Origin of the sequence: Slackia heliotrinireducens DSM 20476 (genome assembly GCF_000023885.1) — a bacterium.
Classification (GTDB): Bacteria; Actinomycetota; Coriobacteriia; order Coriobacteriales; family Eggerthellaceae; genus Slackia; species Slackia heliotrinireducens.
Window position 1 is genome coordinate 2,039,624 of the sequence record NC_013165.1, and the last position, 16,030, is coordinate 2,055,653.

21 protein-coding genes are annotated in these 16,030 nt (G+C 61.5%); 19 read left to right on the forward strand and 2 right to left on the reverse strand.

The genetic code is table 11. From position 1 onward, the window contains the following. Positions 1 to 193 precede the first annotated feature (193 nt). The gene (locus tag SHEL_RS08860; RefSeq protein WP_012798928.1) at positions 194 to 1,600 is read left to right on the forward strand and encodes an MATE family efflux transporter; all 1,407 of its coding nucleotides are present in this window, start codon (positions 194 to 196) and stop codon (positions 1,598 to 1,600) included. Positions 1,601 to 1,695: 95 nt separating this feature from the next. On the opposite strand, the gene SHEL_RS08865 is transcribed toward SHEL_RS08860, so the two are convergent. Continuing rightward, positions 1,696 to 2,565, reverse strand: a complete 870-nt coding sequence (locus tag SHEL_RS08865; protein WP_012798929.1) for a LysR family transcriptional regulator — start codon at positions 2,563 to 2,565, stop codon at positions 1,696 to 1,698. Positions 2,566 to 2,684: 119 nt separating this feature from the next. Between SHEL_RS08865 and SHEL_RS08870 the strand changes: the two genes are divergently transcribed. The 5 genes from SHEL_RS08870 to SHEL_RS15465 are packed head-to-tail and all read left to right on the forward strand — an operon-like array spanning position 2,685 to position 5,393. Further along, entirely contained in the window at positions 2,685 to 3,641 is a 957-nt protein-coding gene (locus SHEL_RS08870) for an alpha/beta hydrolase (protein ID WP_012798930.1), read from the forward strand. 5 nt (positions 3,642 to 3,646) lie between these two features. Next, the gene (locus tag SHEL_RS08875) at positions 3,647 to 3,871 is read left to right on the forward strand and encodes a hypothetical protein (protein WP_012798931.1); all 225 of its coding nucleotides are present in this window, start codon (positions 3,647 to 3,649) and stop codon (positions 3,869 to 3,871) included. A 26-nt stretch (positions 3,872 to 3,897) separates the two neighbouring features. After that, entirely contained in the window at positions 3,898 to 4,260 is a 363-nt protein-coding gene (locus tag SHEL_RS08880; protein ID WP_012798932.1) for a cyclophilin-like fold protein, read from the forward strand. A 24-nt stretch (positions 4,261 to 4,284) separates the two neighbouring features. Next, complete coding sequence (locus SHEL_RS08885; RefSeq protein WP_012798933.1) at positions 4,285 to 4,803, forward strand: flavodoxin family protein; 519 nt, start codon at positions 4,285 to 4,287, stop codon at positions 4,801 to 4,803. Between the two features lie 2 nt (positions 4,804 to 4,805). Beyond that, complete coding sequence (locus SHEL_RS15465) at positions 4,806 to 5,393, forward strand: cyclophilin-like fold protein (RefSeq protein WP_012798934.1); 588 nt, start codon at positions 4,806 to 4,808, stop codon at positions 5,391 to 5,393. A gap of 25 nt (positions 5,394 to 5,418) precedes the next feature. Here the strand turns inward: SHEL_RS15465 and SHEL_RS08895 are convergent, their stop codons facing one another. After that, a complete protein-coding gene (locus tag SHEL_RS08895; RefSeq protein WP_012798935.1) occupies positions 5,419 to 5,664 on the reverse strand; it encodes a hypothetical protein in 246 nt (81 codons plus the stop codon). 346 nt (positions 5,665 to 6,010) lie between these two features. Here SHEL_RS08895 and SHEL_RS08900 point away from each other — a divergent pair, with 346 nt between their 5' ends. From SHEL_RS08900 to SHEL_RS08960, 13 genes are all read left to right on the forward strand, one after another. Continuing rightward, positions 6,011 to 6,952, forward strand: a complete 942-nt coding sequence (locus SHEL_RS08900; RefSeq protein WP_012798936.1) for an aldo/keto reductase — start codon at positions 6,011 to 6,013, stop codon at positions 6,950 to 6,952. A 15-nt stretch (positions 6,953 to 6,967) separates the two neighbouring features. Continuing rightward, entirely contained in the window at positions 6,968 to 7,519 is a 552-nt protein-coding gene (locus tag SHEL_RS08905; protein WP_012798937.1) for an NAD(P)H-dependent oxidoreductase, read from the forward strand. 3 nt (positions 7,520 to 7,522) lie between these two features. Beyond that, the gene (locus tag SHEL_RS08910) at positions 7,523 to 7,981 is read left to right on the forward strand and encodes a MerR family transcriptional regulator (RefSeq protein ID WP_012798938.1); all 459 of its coding nucleotides are present in this window, start codon (positions 7,523 to 7,525) and stop codon (positions 7,979 to 7,981) included. Between the two features lie 56 nt (positions 7,982 to 8,037). After that, positions 8,038 to 8,511 (forward strand): flavodoxin, encoded by a 474-nt coding sequence (locus tag SHEL_RS08915; protein WP_012798939.1) that lies wholly within the window; start codon positions 8,038 to 8,040, stop codon positions 8,509 to 8,511. A 15-nt stretch (positions 8,512 to 8,526) separates the two neighbouring features. Further along, on the forward strand, positions 8,527 to 9,582 hold the full coding sequence (locus SHEL_RS08920; RefSeq protein ID WP_012798940.1) for an aldo/keto reductase: 1,056 nt from the start codon (positions 8,527 to 8,529) through the stop codon (positions 9,580 to 9,582). Next, positions 9,579 to 10,112, forward strand: a complete 534-nt coding sequence (locus tag SHEL_RS08925) for a flavodoxin family protein (RefSeq protein ID WP_012798941.1) — start codon at positions 9,579 to 9,581, stop codon at positions 10,110 to 10,112. Before SHEL_RS08920 ends, SHEL_RS08925 begins: the two co-directional genes overlap by 4 nt. A gap of 184 nt (positions 10,113 to 10,296) precedes the next feature. Continuing rightward, positions 10,297 to 10,650, forward strand: coding sequence for a hypothetical protein (locus tag SHEL_RS08930; RefSeq protein ID WP_041422535.1), 354 nt, complete (start codon positions 10,297 to 10,299; stop codon positions 10,648 to 10,650). 91 nt (positions 10,651 to 10,741) lie between these two features. Continuing rightward, a complete protein-coding gene (locus SHEL_RS08935) occupies positions 10,742 to 11,785 on the forward strand; it encodes a metal ABC transporter substrate-binding protein (protein ID WP_041422536.1) in 1,044 nt (347 codons plus the stop codon). A 9-nt stretch (positions 11,786 to 11,794) separates the two neighbouring features. Further along, entirely contained in the window at positions 11,795 to 12,475 is a 681-nt protein-coding gene (locus tag SHEL_RS08940) for a metal ABC transporter ATP-binding protein (RefSeq protein ID WP_012798944.1), read from the forward strand. After that, a complete protein-coding gene (locus SHEL_RS08945) occupies positions 12,472 to 13,323 on the forward strand; it encodes a metal ABC transporter permease (RefSeq protein WP_012798945.1) in 852 nt (283 codons plus the stop codon). The genes SHEL_RS08940 and SHEL_RS08945 overlap by 4 nt, the downstream gene beginning before the upstream one ends. Positions 13,324 to 13,469: 146 nt before the next feature. Beyond that, entirely contained in the window at positions 13,470 to 14,267 is a 798-nt protein-coding gene (locus tag SHEL_RS08950; protein WP_012798946.1) for a tetratricopeptide repeat protein, read from the forward strand. 53 nt (positions 14,268 to 14,320) lie between these two features. Then, positions 14,321 to 15,262, forward strand: a complete 942-nt coding sequence (locus SHEL_RS08955; protein ID WP_012798947.1) for a DUF4037 domain-containing protein — start codon at positions 14,321 to 14,323, stop codon at positions 15,260 to 15,262. A 42-nt stretch (positions 15,263 to 15,304) separates the two neighbouring features. Beyond that, positions 15,305 to 16,000, forward strand: coding sequence for an anaerobic ribonucleoside-triphosphate reductase activating protein (locus SHEL_RS08960; RefSeq protein ID WP_012798948.1), 696 nt, complete (start codon positions 15,305 to 15,307; stop codon positions 15,998 to 16,000). Positions 16,001 to 16,030: the final 30 nt, after the last annotated feature.

Below are 16,030 nucleotides of genomic sequence, written 5' to 3' on the forward strand. Positions count from 1 at the left end.
TCGTGCGTAGTAATTATGTGAACACTTCCCTCGACGTGTTGGCACAACCAGAATCGAGGTCGATACTGACATGCGTTTTGCGACGGCGCGATTCAAGACAGGAGATGAGTTCTGCGCTGCCCCCAGCCGCAGAAACGCGACTGCCCGACAACGCCCACGACGCGAATTGAAGAACACCTCCAGAAACATCGACATGATGAACGGGCCCATTGCGGGAAAGCTCGTGCGGTTCGCCATGCCCATCGCCGTTGCCAGCATCCTGCAGCAGCTCTTCAACTCCACAGACTCCGCGGTGGCGGGACGCTTCGTCGGCGCCGACGCATTGGCGGCCATCGGGGGCTCCATGCCCGTGGTGATGCTGCTCATCAGTCTGTTCACCGGTTTGGCCATCGGAACGAACGTGGTCGTGGCCATGCATATCGGCAACGGCAGGCGCGACCTGATTTCAGACGCCGTGCATACGTCTATCTTTGTGGCCCTGGTCAGCGGCGCGCTGCTGCTGACGCTCGGCATCGCGCTCGTCGGGCCCATCCTCACGCTCATCGGCATGCCGGCGGACGCCTTCGACCTGGCCGTGGTCTACCTCGTCATCTACTTCCTGGGCATGCCGTTCGCGATGCTGTACAACTTCGGGTCGGCCGTGCTGCGCAGCAAGGGCGACACCATGCGCCCCCTGTACGCCCTCATCGTGGGCGCCATGCTCAACACTGTGCTCAACATCGCGTTCGTGACCGTCCTGCCCTTAGGCGTTGCGGGCATCGGCATCGCCACGGACATAGCCAACGCGGCAAGCGCGGGCATCGTGCTTTGGTTCCTCATGCATGAAGAAGGCCCCTACCGTCTGAACTGGCGAAAGATCCGCCCGAAGAAATCCGAGCTTATGATCATCCTGAAAATCGGTGCCCCGGCGGGCCTGCAGGGCATGGTGTTCGCATTCTCCAACGTCATCATCCAGTCGGCCATCAACAGTTTCGGCGCCGCATCCACCGCTGGCGTGGCCGCCGCTTTGAACTTCGAGTTCTACACGTATTTCTTCATCAACGCCTTCACCCAGGCGGCCGTCACCTTCGTCGGCCAGAACTACGCCGCCCGTCAGCTCGACCGCTGCGACAGGACCTTCGTCCTGTGCATGGCCTTCGCTATGGGAAGCGTGGTGGTGCTCAACACGGTGTGGCTCACGCTGGGGTCGACGGCCCTGGGCATCTTCACCACCAGCGAGCAGGCAATCCGCTACGGGCTTGCGCGGCTTTGGACCGGCACGGCGTTTCAGATCATCGCCACGGCATACGAACTGGCCGCAAGCACCATGCGCGGCATGGGCTGGTCCATGACGCCCACGATCATCACCGTGATAGGGTCCTGCGTCCTGCGCATCATCTGGGTGTTCACCGTGTTCCAATTCAGTCCCACGTTCACCACGCTCATCGCGGTCTACCCCGTGAGCTGGACCGTCACCAGCGTAGCCATGCTCGCGGCGTTCTATTTCGTGCGCAAACGGGCCTACGGAGCCGTGGATGCGAGCTACCTGAAACGCAGCAGCGAGCATGTGGGCATACGTCGAAAAGTCGTGCAGGTCCTGCATGCGCCCGGCCTTTCTTAAGGCCGAATTCACGTGAGGCGCCTATTCTGAAACCATGTCGTCGAAGGGAATCGGGAAGCCTTTCGCGGTCGTCGGCGAACGCTCCTGTTTCGGGCCTATCGGACAAGCGATTCTTTCAACGCGTCCACGAACAGCTGGGCCGCCGGCGCGAACACCTGGTATTTCTTCCAAATCACACGGCCTGTGACCTGCTGCGCAGGCTCCAACGGTCGAAAACACAGCGAACTTTCTGGACCGGTGTTCACCAATCCGCCGAATGCCAACGCAATGCCGATGCCGTCCTCCACCATAAGCGAGGCGTTATAGATTAGGTTGTACGTGCCCGCAATGCGTAGCGAACGCAGCGCCTCGCTCCCCTCGGCTGCCGGCATGAACGCGCGTGACACGAGCACGGGCCGGCCGGCCAGGTCGTCATAGGTTACCGAATCTTTGGCTGCAAGGGCATCGTCTTTGCGCATCAGGATGCCGAAGGCGTCCGCATCGGGAACCGCCACCGACTGGTACAAGGCCTGGTCGAAGTCGCTGAACACGAGTGCGACGTCCAGAAGGCCGTTCGCTATCTGATCCATCAGGTCCTGCGTGTCGCCGCTCACGGTATGGAAGCGAATGTCGGGGTGGTCGGCCTGCACGCGGGCCACCACCTGCGAGATAACATGGAACGCCTGCGACTCCCCCGCACCGATGTAGACGTCGCCCGAAACCGAGCTGCCCGCCTCGGCCACCTCGCGTTCGGCCTGGCGGACGAGCCGCACGATCTCCTCCGCGCGCCTGCGCAGGATCATGCCCTCTTCGGTCAGAGTGATGCGCCGGTTGCCGCGCTCGAACAGCGTGGCCCCCAGGCCTTCTTCCAAATCGCGCATCTGGCGCGAAAGGGACGGCTGGGCGATATGCAATGCGGCGGCGGCCCCTGAAATGGTGCCTTCCCGCACCACAGCCAGATACCGTTCCAAGTCCTCGACGTCCATACGCTCTCCTTACTATACAGAATATGTATACCAGTATATCCGATATAGGTATTTGTTTATAGATGCAATCCGTGCCAAGATGTCCTCAAGAAAGAAAACAGACTGGATTGGATACATCTATGGCATACGGATACATCGCAAACCTGCCCGAAGGCGTCGTACGTGAGCACGTGCGCTTCAACAACCGTTACGGCATCGCTATCGCCGGCGACCTGTACCGACCGGCCGAAATCGCCGACGGAGACAAACTTCCCGCCATAATCGTAGGCGCACCCTACGGCGGCGTGAAGGAGCAAGGCCCTTGCGTCTACGCCGGCGAACTTGCCCGCCGCGGATTCGTGGCGCTCACCTTCGACCAAGTGTTCATGGGCGAATCCGGCGGCGAGCCCCGCAACGTGTCCAGTCCGGAGCTCTTCGCGGAAAGCTTCAGCGCCTGCGTCGACTACCTGGGCGTGAAGGTTCCCTACGTGAACCGTGAGAGGATCGGGGTCATCGGCATCTGCGGATCCGGCGGCTTCGCATTGTCCGCAGCCCAGGTCGACACCCGCATCAAAGCCGTGGCAACCACATCGATGTACGACATTTCCGACGTCCGCGGCATGTTCGGCGACAACCTGGAGGCTCTGCAGGCCGAAAAGGACCGGCTGGCCGCCCAACGCTGGGTCGACTTCGAAGCCGGCCGTCCCGAATACCTGCCCAGCTTCCCTGAGACGCCCTACAAAGACGTCGATGCCCTTCCCGAAACAGACCCGCTGACCAACGAATGGATGCGCTTCTATGCGGTGCCTCGCGGACACCATCCCAACGCACTTGGCGGGTTCACCACCACATCGAATGCAGCCATGGCCAACTTCCGCCTGCTCGACTTCATCGACGAGATATCCCCTCGCCCCATCCTGTTCATCATGGGCGACCGAGCCCATTCGAAGTTCTTCAGCGAAAAGGCCTTCGCAGCCGCATCCGAACCGAAGGAGCTGTACGTGGTCGAAGATGCCGAACACATCGATCTGTACGACCGCACGGACCGCATCCCCTTCGACAAGCTGGAATCGTTTTTCGCCAACGCCTTGAGATAACGGCCATGCACGCGCGATGTGACATCGTCCAAGGGCTGCGGGACGCCTGCTGCACCGAAGAGTGCATCGAGGCGTTCATGCGGGCTTACGACGAAGGCCGCCCGAAGGACGGCCTGAAGGCGATCGAGGGATTCCGCCGCAAAACACTTGAAGAGCTGCATGAGCAGCAACGGCGCATCGATTGTCTGGATTATCTGACCTACGAGATGAACAGGCTTGCCGCCCGATGACGGCAATGCCCACGAAAGGAACGTACATGACCACCATCAAACTCGTTTTCGGGAATACCGAAGTGTTCGCCCAGCCCAACGATTCGCAAACCGCCAAAGCCTTCGCAGAGAAGCTGCCGGTCACCATCCCCGTGGGAGGCACGGGCATCGACTTCTGCGGTCGGATGCCCTTCGCCCTGCCTTACGATGAGGCCGACGTGCATTCCGGATGGGTCAATGGCGATGTGAACTACAACCCCCACGGCGGCTGGTTCGCCGTGCTGTACGGAGACGAGGAGCATTCCGGCCGCTATGGCGACCAGGTTGTAATGGGGCGTATCGAAGGTTCCGAGCTTGCGAAGGTCCAATCGCTGGACGGCGACTTCGACCTGCGCATCGAGCTGGCTTAAGGTTTGAATAAAGGGGGATTCGGTATGAAGATCATGGTGCTGAACGGCTCGGCCCGCAGAAACGGAAACACCGCCGCAATGGTATCCGCGTTCAAGCGCGGTGCCGAAACCGCAGGACATGAGGTTATCGTGTTCGACGTGGCCAACATGACCATCGCAGGATGCCGCGGCTGCGAGTACTGCCACACAAAGGGCAACGGCTCCTGCATCCAGAAAGACGATATGCAGGCGATCTACGACGAATGGAACGAAATGGACATGCTGGTGCTGGCAAGCCCCATCTATTACGGGTCGCACACCGGCCAGCTTTCCTGCGCCATCCACCGCACGTACGCCCTGGACATCCCCAAGCGATGCCGCAAATCGGCCATGATCCTGAGCTCCGGCGCCCCCGATGTATACGACGCGTCGCGGTCCATCTACAACGGGTTCATCCACGGGTACTTCCGCACCCAGGACATGGGCGTGTTCACGGCGGTAGGGGCCGAGGCGAAATCCCCCGCGATGCAGGAAAAACTGGAAGCGTTCGGAAGGTCGCTGTAAATATGAAACGAGCGAAATTCGCAGCGGCGTTCCTGGTGGCGGCGGCCATCGCCCTCCCCTCGTGCGAGGCAGCACAGCCTCAGGATGCCGCAGACCCGTCCGGCACGGAATCCGCTGCAGCCGTCGGGGCGCCCTCCGACCAGGCGGAAAACGACGCCGAAACCACCGAGGCCGCCGCGCCCCAAGAGTCGGAGGCCGAAACCACCGAAACGCAACCCGCACAACCCCAGGAGGAGCCCATGCTGGCCATTACCGCAAACGGAACCACGTTTCTTGCCGCATTCGAAGACAACTCTTCGGCCCGCGCCCTTGCCGATCGGCTGCAGGACGGCCCTTTGACGCTGGAACTGCACGATTACGGCGATTTCGAGAAGGTTGGGCCGCTGGGCTTCGATCTGCCCGCCAACGACGAGCAGATCACCACCGCCCCGGGCGACGTGATCTTATACCAGGGCAACCAGATCACCATCTACTACGACACCAACACCTGGAACTTCACCCGTCTTGCCCATATCGACGGCGTGTCACGCGACGACTTGCTCGACGTGTTCGGAGGCGACGATGTGACCGTGGAGCTGTCGCTTCAGTAGGGCATTCCCTGGCGCAGCGCGCGTACTAACGCCCTTTGCGGGACGGGCGCTTCGGCATCAGCGCTGCGCCGACGAGAAGCAGGATTGCACCCACTCCGAAGACCGCCAGGTCAATCGGCAAAGCAATGCTGTAAACCTCTAACATGCCGCGGGTCAGGCAGCCGAACGCGATGGCTGCGACGCCGGCAATCCAGATCCTGCGGGCAGCGGTCGCCGCTCGGCAGACCTGCCGAACCGACCCGGCAATATGTTGTGACTGCGATGCGTACATGGTCTCTCGTTCTCCGTTCCTCAAGCGAACCAAAGGTTGTGAAATCATTGGCGATGCCTGATCCGACCCGGTGCCAGCACTGGCCGACCAGGCGATTGCCAAAAGATGCTCTTGCGAATCGAACGTTGTGTTCGATTGGGCACATCATGCCACCCGACCCTGAAAACAGGCTGAATGGCAAAGCATCGATTCCTGAATCGAAAACCGCAGTGTCCCTTCTGCACCCATATTCAAGAAAACTCGAAAATATTGTAGATTATCTCTTGACTTAAACTATGGTTTAAGTCGCAGAATCATCTACAACGACGTCGCAGCGAACACAATCATACGTAAAAGGATATTGAACATGACAGACATCAAACTCCCCAAGATTGCACTCGGCGCATGGGCCTGGGGCAACGACGGCACCTTCGGCAGCGGCATCGACGCGGCCGAGCTGAAGCCCATCTTCGACGCCGGCATGGCGGCCGGTCTGAACCTGTGGGACACCGCATACGCCTACGGCATGGGCACATCCGAAAAGGTGCTCGGCGGCTTCCTGAAAGGCCTGCCGCGCGACAGCTACCTGGTCTCCGACAAGCTGACCCCGCAGTGCATGGACGCTTCCGCCGCCGACCCCGTGAAGGCGATGCTCGACATGCAACTTGATCTTATGGGTCTGGACCGCTTCGACATCTATTGGGTGCACAACACCGCGCAGGCGCCCAACTGGATCCGTGCGCTGGCCGAATTCTTCGAGGGCCGCGACGACGCCCCCATGATCGGCGTGTCCAACCACAACCTGGCCGAAATCAAGGAGGCCGACGCCATCCTGCGCGAGCACGGCCTGAAGCTGGGCGCGGTGCAGAACCACCTGAGCCCGATCAACCGCAGTTCCATCGACTCGGGCATTCTGGACTGGTGCAGGGAAAACGACGTCGTGTTCTTCTCTTATATGGTGCTTGAACAGGGCGCGCTGTCCGGTAAGTACGACACCAAGAACCCCATGCCCGAAGGCTCCGCACGCGCAGCCACGTACAACCCCGTGTTGGACAAGCTGGAGGTTCTCAACGCCAAGCTGGCCGAGGTGGCCGAAGCGCACGGCGTCGGAATCGCACAGGTGCCGGTTGCCTGGGCCATCGCCAAGGGCACGCTTCCTATCGTGGGCGTGACCAAGGAACGCCACGTGGCCGACGCCGCGGCGGCAGCGGCCGTCGAACTGACCGACACCGAGGTGCGCGAGCTGGAAGAGCTGGCGGATTCGCTGGGCATCAACGCCATCCGCTTCTGGGAAAAGGTCATGGACTAAGAAAGGCGGCACATCATGAAGAACGTACTCATCGTTTCCGGCCATCCCAATTTGGAAGGCGACTCCGTTGCCAACAAGGCAATGGTGGAAGCATTCGCAGGGCTTGAGGGCTACACCGTCGATCGCCTCGACCTGCTTTACCCGGACTACAAGATCGACGTTGCCGCCGAACAGGCGAAGCTCGTTGACGCCGACGTCATCGTGCTGCAGTATCCGGTGTTCTGGTACGGCATGCCGGCGCTTCTGCAGAAGTGGATGGAGGACGTGTTCGCACACGGCTTCTCCCACGGCAGCCAGGGCAAGGCGCTCGTCGGCAAGAAGCTCGTGCTGTCCATGACCATCGGCGCACCCGAAGAGGCATATGGCGAAGGTGCTGCGGTGCATGTTGAGGACCTGCTGGTACCGGCGAAGGGAGCTTGCGCGCTTACAGGGATGGAATTCTCAGGCTGCGAGTACACCTTCGGCGTCTCCTACGCGAGCCGTGTGGACGATGCCGCCCGCAAGGCGATTGCGGATGCAGGCCGCAACCAGGCAGCACGCGTGGCCAAGCTGATCGAGGAACTCTAGACGATGGAGAAGATGTACACCATCGGCGATGCGGCGGCTGAGCTGGGGATGCCGGCGTCGACCATTCGCTTCTACGAGAAGAACGGGCTCATCCCCAACCAGCGCCGCTCAAGCGACGGCCGTCGTCTGTTCGACGAGGACGACCTGGAATGGATGCGCTTTGTGGAGCGTTTGAAGGTCTCGGGCATGCCCATCAAGGAGATTCGCGAGTACATTCGGCTGTACATCGAAGGCGATTCCACCATCGAGGAGCGCCGCCGCATCGTCTACGAGCGTCAGGCCGCCATCGACGCGCAGATCGAGGAGCTGAAGCTGGCGCGCGATTTCATCCACTACAAGTGCTGGTTCTACGACGTGGCACGTGAGTCGGGCACCTGTGACACGCCGCGCAACATGCCCTTCGACGAGCTGCCCGACGATATCAAACGCATCAAATCGAAGTGTCGGATCAACAGGTACTAACGCTACGCCGCCCGAAACAACGTCGGGCGGCGCACGATTGAACAGGAGAATCGAACATGAGCAAAACACTGGTTGCATACTTCAGCGCAAGCGGAACCACCGGACGCGTGGCAAAGGACCTGGCAGACGCCGCAGGCGCCGACCTGTTCGAGATTGCGCCCGAGCAGCCCTACACACGCGCCGACCTGAACTGGCAGGACAAGTCGAGCCGCACGACCTTCGAGATGAACGACGAATCGTGCCGCCCGGCCATTGCGAAAACGGTTGCGAACATGGCCGATTACGACACGGTGTTCGTGGGCTTCCCCGTATGGTGGTACGTCGAGCCGCGCATCATCGACACGTTCCTGGAGGCGTACGATTTCGCCGGCAAGACGGTTGTGCCCTTCGCCACCAGCGGCGGAAGCGGCCTGGGCCAGGCGCCGAAGCGCATGCAGTCGCTGGTGCCGGACGCCAAGGTGCTGCCGGGACGCCTGTTGAACGGCCGTCCTTCAAAGTCCGAGCTTGCTAACTGGGCAAACTCTCTGTAGGAGGCATCAAACCTTATGGAATACATCAAGCTTGGCACAAGCGACCTGAACGTTTCGCGCATCTGCCTGGGCTGCATGGGCTTCGGCAACCCTCAGACGGGACAGCACACCTGGACCGTCGGCGAGGACGACACGCGCGCCATCGTGAAGCGGGCGCTGGATGCCGGAATCAACTTCTTCGACACGGCTATCGCCTACCAAAACGGCACGTCGGAGGAGTATTTAGGACGAGCCCTGCGCGATTTTTCGCGCCGCGACGACGTGGTGGTGGCCACGAAATTCCTGCCGCGCACGGCCGACGAAATCGCAGACGGCGTGACGGGCCAGCAGCACATCGCCAACAGCATCGACACCAGCCTAACGCACCTGGGCATGGACCATGTGGACCTGTACATCTACCACATGTGGGATTACAACACGCCGCTTCACGACATAATGGAAGGGCTGTCCCAGGTGGTGGCCTCCGGCAAGGCACGCTACATCGGCATCGCCAACGTGTACGCCTGGCAGCTGGAGAAGGCCAACGCCCTGGCCGAGCGCGAAGGCTTCCCGAAGTTCGTGAGCGTGCAGAACCACATGAACCTGATCTTCCGCGAGGATGAGCGTGAGGTGGCACCGTGCTGTGCCGAAGAAGGCATCGCACTTACGCCCTATAGCGCGCTTGCAAGCGGACGTTTGTCCCGCCGACCTGGGGAAACCAGCACACGTCTGGAGCAGGACTCCTACGCCAAGTTCAAGTACGACGCCACCGCCGAAGCCGACGCCCGCGTAATCGAGCGCGTGGCCGAAGTGGCCGATTCGCATGGCGTGTCGATGACCGAGGTATCGCTGGCATGGCTGTTGACCAAGGTGGCTTCGCCCATCGCCGGGGCCACGAAGTTGCATCATGTGGACGGTGCGGCAGCAGCCGTTGATTTGAAGCTTTCCGCAGATGAAGTAGCCTATCTTGAAGAGCCCTACGTGCCGCACGCAATCGTCGGCGTCATGGCGCAGAACAAGCCCGCCGACGCCGGCAAGGAGCATGTGTGGTTGACCAACGCTAAATACCTGAAAGAAGAACAGCAGCGATGAGAATCCTTGTATTGCAAGGCAGCCCCAACACGAACGGATCGACGGCCATGCTGGCCGGCGAGTTCGCCCGCGGAGCGCGGGAAGCGGGGCATGCCGTGGACATCGTCGACGTGGACGGCCTGGACATAGCCCCCTGCACAGGATGCGTGGCCTGCGGATTCGGCGGGCCATGCGCATTGTCGGACGACATGGACGACCTGCGGAAGCGCATCCTAGGCTCTGACATGCTGGTGTTCGCCACGCCTCTCTATTACTTCGGCATGACCGCCCAGCTGAAGATCGTCGTGGACCGGTTCTGTTCCGCCAACCCGTCCATTTCCGGTAGACATCTGAAATCGGCGCTGCTTACCGTCGCCTGGAACGACGACGATCGGACCTTCAAGGCCCTGGAGGCGCACTACGACACGCTCGTCGGCTACCTGAACATGCGCGACTGCGGCCGCGTTATCGGCGGCGGATGCGGCACTCCGGCCATGACCCGACGATCGCGCCATCTCAAAGAGGCCTACGACCTGGGAAGAAGCCTTTAGCGAAACGGCCCTTCCCCATATCCGAACCCACCCATGTACGGGACGCGCTCTTTGCGCGCCCCGTTTCTTTTTGTGGCGGCTCGGTGCAGAAACTTCCGTTCGCGGCGATGTCGTCCTCCCCTTCGCGTATTATATTTGAGAATCGTTCTCAATTTCGAAACGAAGGGCACCGTCTGGAATCTGCATGATGAGCACCGGCCTTGCAACATCCAAGCGCACCGCGCACTCCCGCATCTTCACGCTGGCGGTGGCGATCATCGCCGCCGCCAGCATGGTGGCCGTCGAAGCTTTGCATGGGCATGCCTGCACCGGCGACGGCTGCGTGCTGTGCTTGGCTGCCGGATGCGCGCAGGCCATGTTGGGGCTGTGCATCGGCATCACGGTTGCGCGCCCCGTCCTGCGCATCGTTTGGAACCTTCAGCCCGCAAGCGCAACGGTATCGCCCATCCACAACACGCATACCATCCTGTCATGCCAGGTCAGCTTCGTGCGCTCAGCCCAGACGCCCGTCTCGTTGGGAACGATGCTGCGCATCTGATACGCACTCCGCAGCGGACGCCCGAACGTCCGCCACCATGTTTCCAGAACAATCGAATGCGGCCGCCCAGGCCGTAAAGGAGTGCATCATCATGAAACACATCGTGAACGCCGCCCTCGCGGCGGCAATGCTTTGCATCGGGCTGCTCGTCGGATGCACCGGCACTGACAGCCAAAACGCAGACAAGAACCAAGGCGACACCATCCGAATCGTGTGCGCCACCTTCCCAGCCTACGACTGGGTCAACCAGGTGATAGGCGAAAACGCCGAGAACTACGAGGTCACCTATCTCATGGGCAGCGGCGTGGACCTGCACAGCTACCAGCCCACGGTCGAAGACATCGCCAAAATCGCCGACGCGGACCTGTTCGTCTACGTGGGCGGCGAGTCCGACGAATGGGCCGCCGACGCCGTCGAAGCCGCGAACAACCCGGATTTGCACACCGTGAACATGCTCGAAGCGATAGGCGACGCCGCGGTTGAAGAGGAAATCGTCGAAGGCATGGAGGCCGAAGAGCACGACCATGGCCATGAGCACGGCGAAGCCGACCATGAGGAAGGCGCCGAGCATGACCACGAGCACGAGCATGGCGAAGCAGAGCTTGACGAGCACGTGTGGCTGTCCCTCAAGAACGCCCAGGTGCTGGTGGGCGCCATCGCCGACGAGCTTGCCGAGATCGACCCCGCAAACGCCGACGCCTACGCCGCCAACGCCGAAGCCTACAACGCCCAGCTTTCCGATCTGGACAGCCGTTATGCCGAAACCGTAAACGCCGCCGCCAAGGACACCGTGGTGTTCGCGGACCGCTTCCCCTTCCGCTACCTTGTGGATGACTACGGCCTGAACTACTACGCCGCCTTCGTCGGCTGCTCCGCCGAAACCGAAGCCAGTTTCGACACCATCGCGTTTCTGGCCCAGAAGGTAGACGAGCTGGGCCTTGAAACCGTACTCGTCATCGAGAACTCGGAAGAGACCATCGCCCAGACGGTCGTCCAGAACACGGGCGGCAAGGACCAGCAGATACTGGTGATGGATTCGCTGCAGTCCACCACCGACGCAGACGTCGCCGCCGGCAAAACCTACCTGTCCGCCATGGAAGCCAATCTGGACGTCCTGACCCAAGCCCTGGCTTAAGGAGCACGCATGGCCTACCTCACCTGCACAGCGCTGTCCGTCGGACATGCGGGGACCCCCGTGGCCCGCGACATCTCGTTTTCCGTCGGAGCGGGAGACGCCCTGTTCGTCGTCGGCGAGAACGGCGCAGGCAAAACAACCCTCCTCAAGACCATCCTGGGGTTGCAGCCTCCCCTGGCAGGAGATGTCGCATTCGGAGACGAAGCGGCCGCAGGCGAGGTGGGCTACCTGCCCCAAAAGGGAGAATCCCAACGCGACTTCCCGGCTTCTGTCTGGGAGGTCGCCTTGTCGGGCCGGGCTTCCCGCCTGGGAAAACGGCCTTTCTACTCGCGGGCCGACAAGTCGGCTGCCGCCGAGGCACTGCACCGCGTCGGCGCCTGCGAGCTGCGCGACATGCCCTTCGGCAGCATTTCCGGCGGCCAGCAGCAGCGCGTTCTGCTGGCGCGCGCTCTGGCCTCTTACCCCAAGCTGCTGGTGCTGGACGAACCTACCACCGGCCTTGACCCCGAAGCCGCCGAATCCCTCTACCGCACCATCGACGAGCTGAGGGCAAGCGGCGTGGGCGTGCTTGCCGTAACCCACGATGTGGCCGCGGCGCTCCCCCACGCCACCCAGGTGCTGGAAGTGCGGGATAAGACAGCAAAGCTTCACCCCGCGTCAGCCTGGGTAACGCAAGGAGGTACCGTATGAGTTCGTTTGCCCAACTGGCGGAATACCTTAGCTACCCCTTCGTCGTGAACGCCATCATCGTGGGCGCGCTTGTGGCCCTGTGCTCGTCGCTTCTGGGAACGACCCTCGTGATGAAACGTCTCTCCTACATCGGTGACGGCCTGTCGCATGTGGCCTTCGGCGCTTACGCCGTTGCTGCGGTTGCGGGCACCACGCGGGAAATGCTGTTCATCGCGCCGGTAACCGTCATCGCCGCCGTCCTGCTGCTGCGGCGCGGCCAGTCTTCCAAAGTGAAAGGAGATGCGGCGATCGCCATGATGTCGGTTACCGCCGTCGCCGCAGGTTACCTGATCATGAACGTGTTCGGCACAAAATCCAACGTGTCCGGAGACGTGTGCTCGACGCTGTTCGGCTCCACTTCCATCCTCACGCTGACCGCCTTCGACGTGGGTGTGTGCGGCGTTATGTCCGTTGCCGTGGTGGGCGGTTTCGCACTGTTGTACAACCGTATTTTCGCGGTCACGTTCGACGAGGCGTTCTCCCAGGCCATCGGCCTGCCCGTAGCCCGATACAACCTGGCCGTCGCCATCATGATCGCCTTCGTCATCGTGGTGGGCATGAATCTGGTTGGCGCGCTTCTGCTTTCCGCCCTTGTGGTGTTTCCGGCGCTGTCCGCCATGCGGGTGTGCCGGACCTTCCGAAGCGTGACCGCTCTGGCCGCCGCCATCGGCGTGGTGTGCGCCCTTATCGGCATTCTGGCATCCATCCTGTTCAGCACGCCGGTCGGCTCCACCATCGTGCTGTTCGACGCCGTCGCCTTCACCCTTTTCTGCCTGGTCGGAAAGCTGTCCGGAAGCAAAGCCGTATAAAGCACGTAGCGCAATGCCGAGCCGACACCCCCTTTGCGCCTGCTCCGCTGAACGCACCGGCAGGCCGGTATGGCATAATGGGCTTGCCGCCGGTTGCAGCGCCCCAGCTTCATCCGGCATGTTCCTCATGCGTCGAAAGGACCGCCATGGCCGACGGATTGCAGCCGCAGCCCATCCCCCAGCAGCGCATCGTCGAGAAGCTTGACGAATACATGAGCCGCAACGACTACACAGGAGCCGAGCGGCATCTGCTGTACTGGCTGGAAGAGGCGCTGGCCTCAGGAGACCAGCGCGGCGAGCTTCTGGTCCGCAACGAGCTGGTCGGACACTTCCGCAAGACCGGGGACAAGGACTCCGCCCTCACCCACGGGCGCGAAGCCATCCGGCTCATTCACGACCTGGGCTTCGAAGACACCATCAGCGCAGGCACCACCTACACCAACGTGGGTACGGCCTGCAACGCCTTCGGCGAGAACGAACGGTCTTTGGAGCTGTTCCAAGCGGCCGCCGAAATCTACGAAGGCAACCAGGGCACCCGACCCGATCTCTTGGGCGGGCTGTACAACAACATGGCTCTGACCTGCGTCGCTCTGGGTCGCTTCGACGAAGCGGACGCTTTGTACGCCCGGGCGCTTTCCAGTATGGAACAAGTCGAGCACGGCGAGCTCGAGCAGGCGATCACATATCTCAACATGGCCGACGCCGTGGTGGCCCGCAGCCAGGCCGAATCCGGAAGCGACGAACCCATGGATGCGGATTGCGAAGCCACCGTCGAGACGCTGCTCGATGTCGCCCTCGAACTGTTGAACACGCCATCCGTTCCGCGTGACGGCTATTACGCCTTCGTGTGCGAGAAGTGCGCGCCTACGTTCGCCCACTACGGGTATTTCCTCGTAGACGGCGACTTGCGGCAGCGCGCGCAGGACATCTACGCGAAAAACTGATTCGGCGTATTTTGCGGCGGCTTCTCTATATATAGAAAGGACACGGGCGGTTTATGCAGGGCCTTGAAATCTCGAAGGCGTATTTCGACGAGTACGGCATGCCGATGCTTCGCGAGCAGTTCGGCGATTTGATGCCGCACCTGGCAGCTGGCCTGTTCGGCAGCGGGTCGGAATGCTTCGGATTCGACGACGAGTTGTCCCGCGACCACGATTTCGATCCGGGGTTCATGTTGCTGCTGCCCGGCGAAGACGTCATCGACCGTAAGCAGGAGTTCGCCTTAGAGCGCGCCTACGCCAAGCTGCCCAAGGAGTTCATGGGCGTGAAGCGGCCGATGCTCGCCCCGGTTGGCGGCGCCCGCCGAGGCGTGCTGCGCGCCGCGGACGTGTTTAGGGAGAAGACGGGAAGCCCCGACGGTATCCTCACCGTTGAGCAGTGGCTCACGACCCCTTCCCACGCGCTGGCCGAAGCCGTCAACGGGCGTGTCTTCTTCGACGGGTCGGGCGAGGTCACCCGCATCCGCCAGCGTCTTTCCCGCTACCCCGAGGACATCCGCCGCAAAAAGCTGGCGGGACACTTGCTTTCCGCAGGTCAAGCGGGGCAATACAACTACCGCCGCTGCCTGGACCATGGCGAGTCCGCAGCAGCCCAGCTGACGGTTTTTTCCTTCGTGCAAAGCGCCATGGAGACCGTCTTTCTGCTTAACAACGTCTACCAGCCCTTCTACAAGTGGCGGTTCCGCGCAATGCGGGCCCTGCCGAAACTGGCGTTGGATGCGGAGCTTTTCGAATACCTGCTCACCACCCACAACGATGGCGACCTTGCCGAAGAGAAACTCCAGGTCATAGAGGGTATAGCTGCCGACCTTATCGAAGAGCTGCAGGCCCAAGGCCTCACTCGGGCAACCTGTGGCGATTTGGAGAAGCATGCGTATTCCGTCAACGACGGAATCGTCGACGGGGATATCCGCAACCTGCACATCCTGGCTGGTGTATAAAGGAACACGACGCTTACCGTTCGGCACGAGGGGAGCCGCATCATGAGAATTCAAGGCCTGCAGAAGATGACGTTGCTCGACTACCCGGGACGCGTTGCGTGCACGGTGTTTCTGGGCGGCTGCGACTTCCGCTGCCCCTTCTGCCACAATTTCGAGCTGGTGGTGGGGCCTTTGCCCGTCGCCATGGAGGACGAAGAGTTCTTCGCGTTTCTGGACAAGCGCCACGGCCTGCTTGACGGCGTAGCCATCACCGGCGGCGAACCCTGCCTGCGCCGCGACCTGCCCGAATTCATCAAGAAGATCCGAGACGCCGGCTTTCCCGTGAAGCTGGACACCAACGGCTACCACCCCGAAATGCTCAAGCATCTGCTGGACGAGAAGCTGGTGGACTACGTGGCCATGGATGTGAAGAACTCGCCCGCCAAATACGCCAGGACCATCGGGCTTGAAACCATCGATACCGAACGCATCACCGAGAGCATCAACCTGCTCATGCATTCCGGTATCGACTACGAATTCCGTACCACCGTGGTGCGCCAGTTCCACGAGGCGCAGGATTTTGAAGAGATAGGGGCCTGGATCGCCGGAGCCGAGCGGTATTTCCTGCAGCCGTTCACATTCCGCGACACGGTCCCCGACCCTACGCTTTCCGCTCCCGACCCCTCTGAACTGCAGAATTACCGCGACATCGCCGCCCGTTACGTCACGTTGGCCGAAATCAGAGGAATGGACTCGTAGCACTAAATATATTGGTTTTCGTTTGGAGAC

What these genes read in the sequence shown, in the direction of transcription:
- SHEL_RS08860 (WP_012798928.1), top strand. Translation starts at nt 194, where the DNA reads ATGATGAACGGGCCCATTGCGGGAAAGCTCGTGCGGTTCGCCATGCCC.
- SHEL_RS08865 (WP_012798929.1), bottom strand. Translation starts at nt 2,565, where the DNA reads ATGGACGTCGAGGACTTGGAACGGTATCTGGCTGTGGTGCGGGAAGGC.
- SHEL_RS08870 (WP_012798930.1), top strand. Translation starts at nt 2,685, where the DNA reads ATGGCATACGGATACATCGCAAACCTGCCCGAAGGCGTCGTACGTGAG.
- SHEL_RS08875 (WP_012798931.1), top strand. Translation starts at nt 3,647, where the DNA reads ATGCACGCGCGATGTGACATCGTCCAAGGGCTGCGGGACGCCTGCTGC.
- SHEL_RS08880 (WP_012798932.1), top strand. Translation starts at nt 3,898, where the DNA reads ATGACCACCATCAAACTCGTTTTCGGGAATACCGAAGTGTTCGCCCAG.
- SHEL_RS08885 (WP_012798933.1), top strand. Translation starts at nt 4,285, where the DNA reads ATGAAGATCATGGTGCTGAACGGCTCGGCCCGCAGAAACGGAAACACC.
- SHEL_RS15465 (WP_012798934.1), top strand. Translation starts at nt 4,806, where the DNA reads ATGAAACGAGCGAAATTCGCAGCGGCGTTCCTGGTGGCGGCGGCCATC.
- SHEL_RS08895 (WP_012798935.1), bottom strand. Translation starts at nt 5,664, where the DNA reads ATGTACGCATCGCAGTCACAACATATTGCCGGGTCGGTTCGGCAGGTC.
- SHEL_RS08900 (WP_012798936.1), top strand. Translation starts at nt 6,011, where the DNA reads ATGACAGACATCAAACTCCCCAAGATTGCACTCGGCGCATGGGCCTGG.
- SHEL_RS08905 (WP_012798937.1), top strand. Translation starts at nt 6,968, where the DNA reads ATGAAGAACGTACTCATCGTTTCCGGCCATCCCAATTTGGAAGGCGAC.
- SHEL_RS08910 (WP_012798938.1), top strand. Translation starts at nt 7,523, where the DNA reads ATGGAGAAGATGTACACCATCGGCGATGCGGCGGCTGAGCTGGGGATG.
- SHEL_RS08915 (WP_012798939.1), top strand. Translation starts at nt 8,038, where the DNA reads ATGAGCAAAACACTGGTTGCATACTTCAGCGCAAGCGGAACCACCGGA.
- SHEL_RS08920 (WP_012798940.1), top strand. Translation starts at nt 8,527, where the DNA reads ATGGAATACATCAAGCTTGGCACAAGCGACCTGAACGTTTCGCGCATC.
- SHEL_RS08925 (WP_012798941.1), top strand. Translation starts at nt 9,579, where the DNA reads ATGAGAATCCTTGTATTGCAAGGCAGCCCCAACACGAACGGATCGACG.
- SHEL_RS08930 (WP_041422535.1), top strand. Translation starts at nt 10,297, where the DNA reads ATGATGAGCACCGGCCTTGCAACATCCAAGCGCACCGCGCACTCCCGC.
- SHEL_RS08935 (WP_041422536.1), top strand. Translation starts at nt 10,742, where the DNA reads ATGAAACACATCGTGAACGCCGCCCTCGCGGCGGCAATGCTTTGCATC.
- SHEL_RS08940 (WP_012798944.1), top strand. Translation starts at nt 11,795, where the DNA reads ATGGCCTACCTCACCTGCACAGCGCTGTCCGTCGGACATGCGGGGACC.
- SHEL_RS08945 (WP_012798945.1), top strand. Translation starts at nt 12,472, where the DNA reads ATGAGTTCGTTTGCCCAACTGGCGGAATACCTTAGCTACCCCTTCGTC.
- SHEL_RS08950 (WP_012798946.1), top strand. Translation starts at nt 13,470, where the DNA reads ATGGCCGACGGATTGCAGCCGCAGCCCATCCCCCAGCAGCGCATCGTC.
- SHEL_RS08955 (WP_012798947.1), top strand. Translation starts at nt 14,321, where the DNA reads ATGCAGGGCCTTGAAATCTCGAAGGCGTATTTCGACGAGTACGGCATG.
- SHEL_RS08960 (WP_012798948.1), top strand. Translation starts at nt 15,305, where the DNA reads ATGAGAATTCAAGGCCTGCAGAAGATGACGTTGCTCGACTACCCGGGA.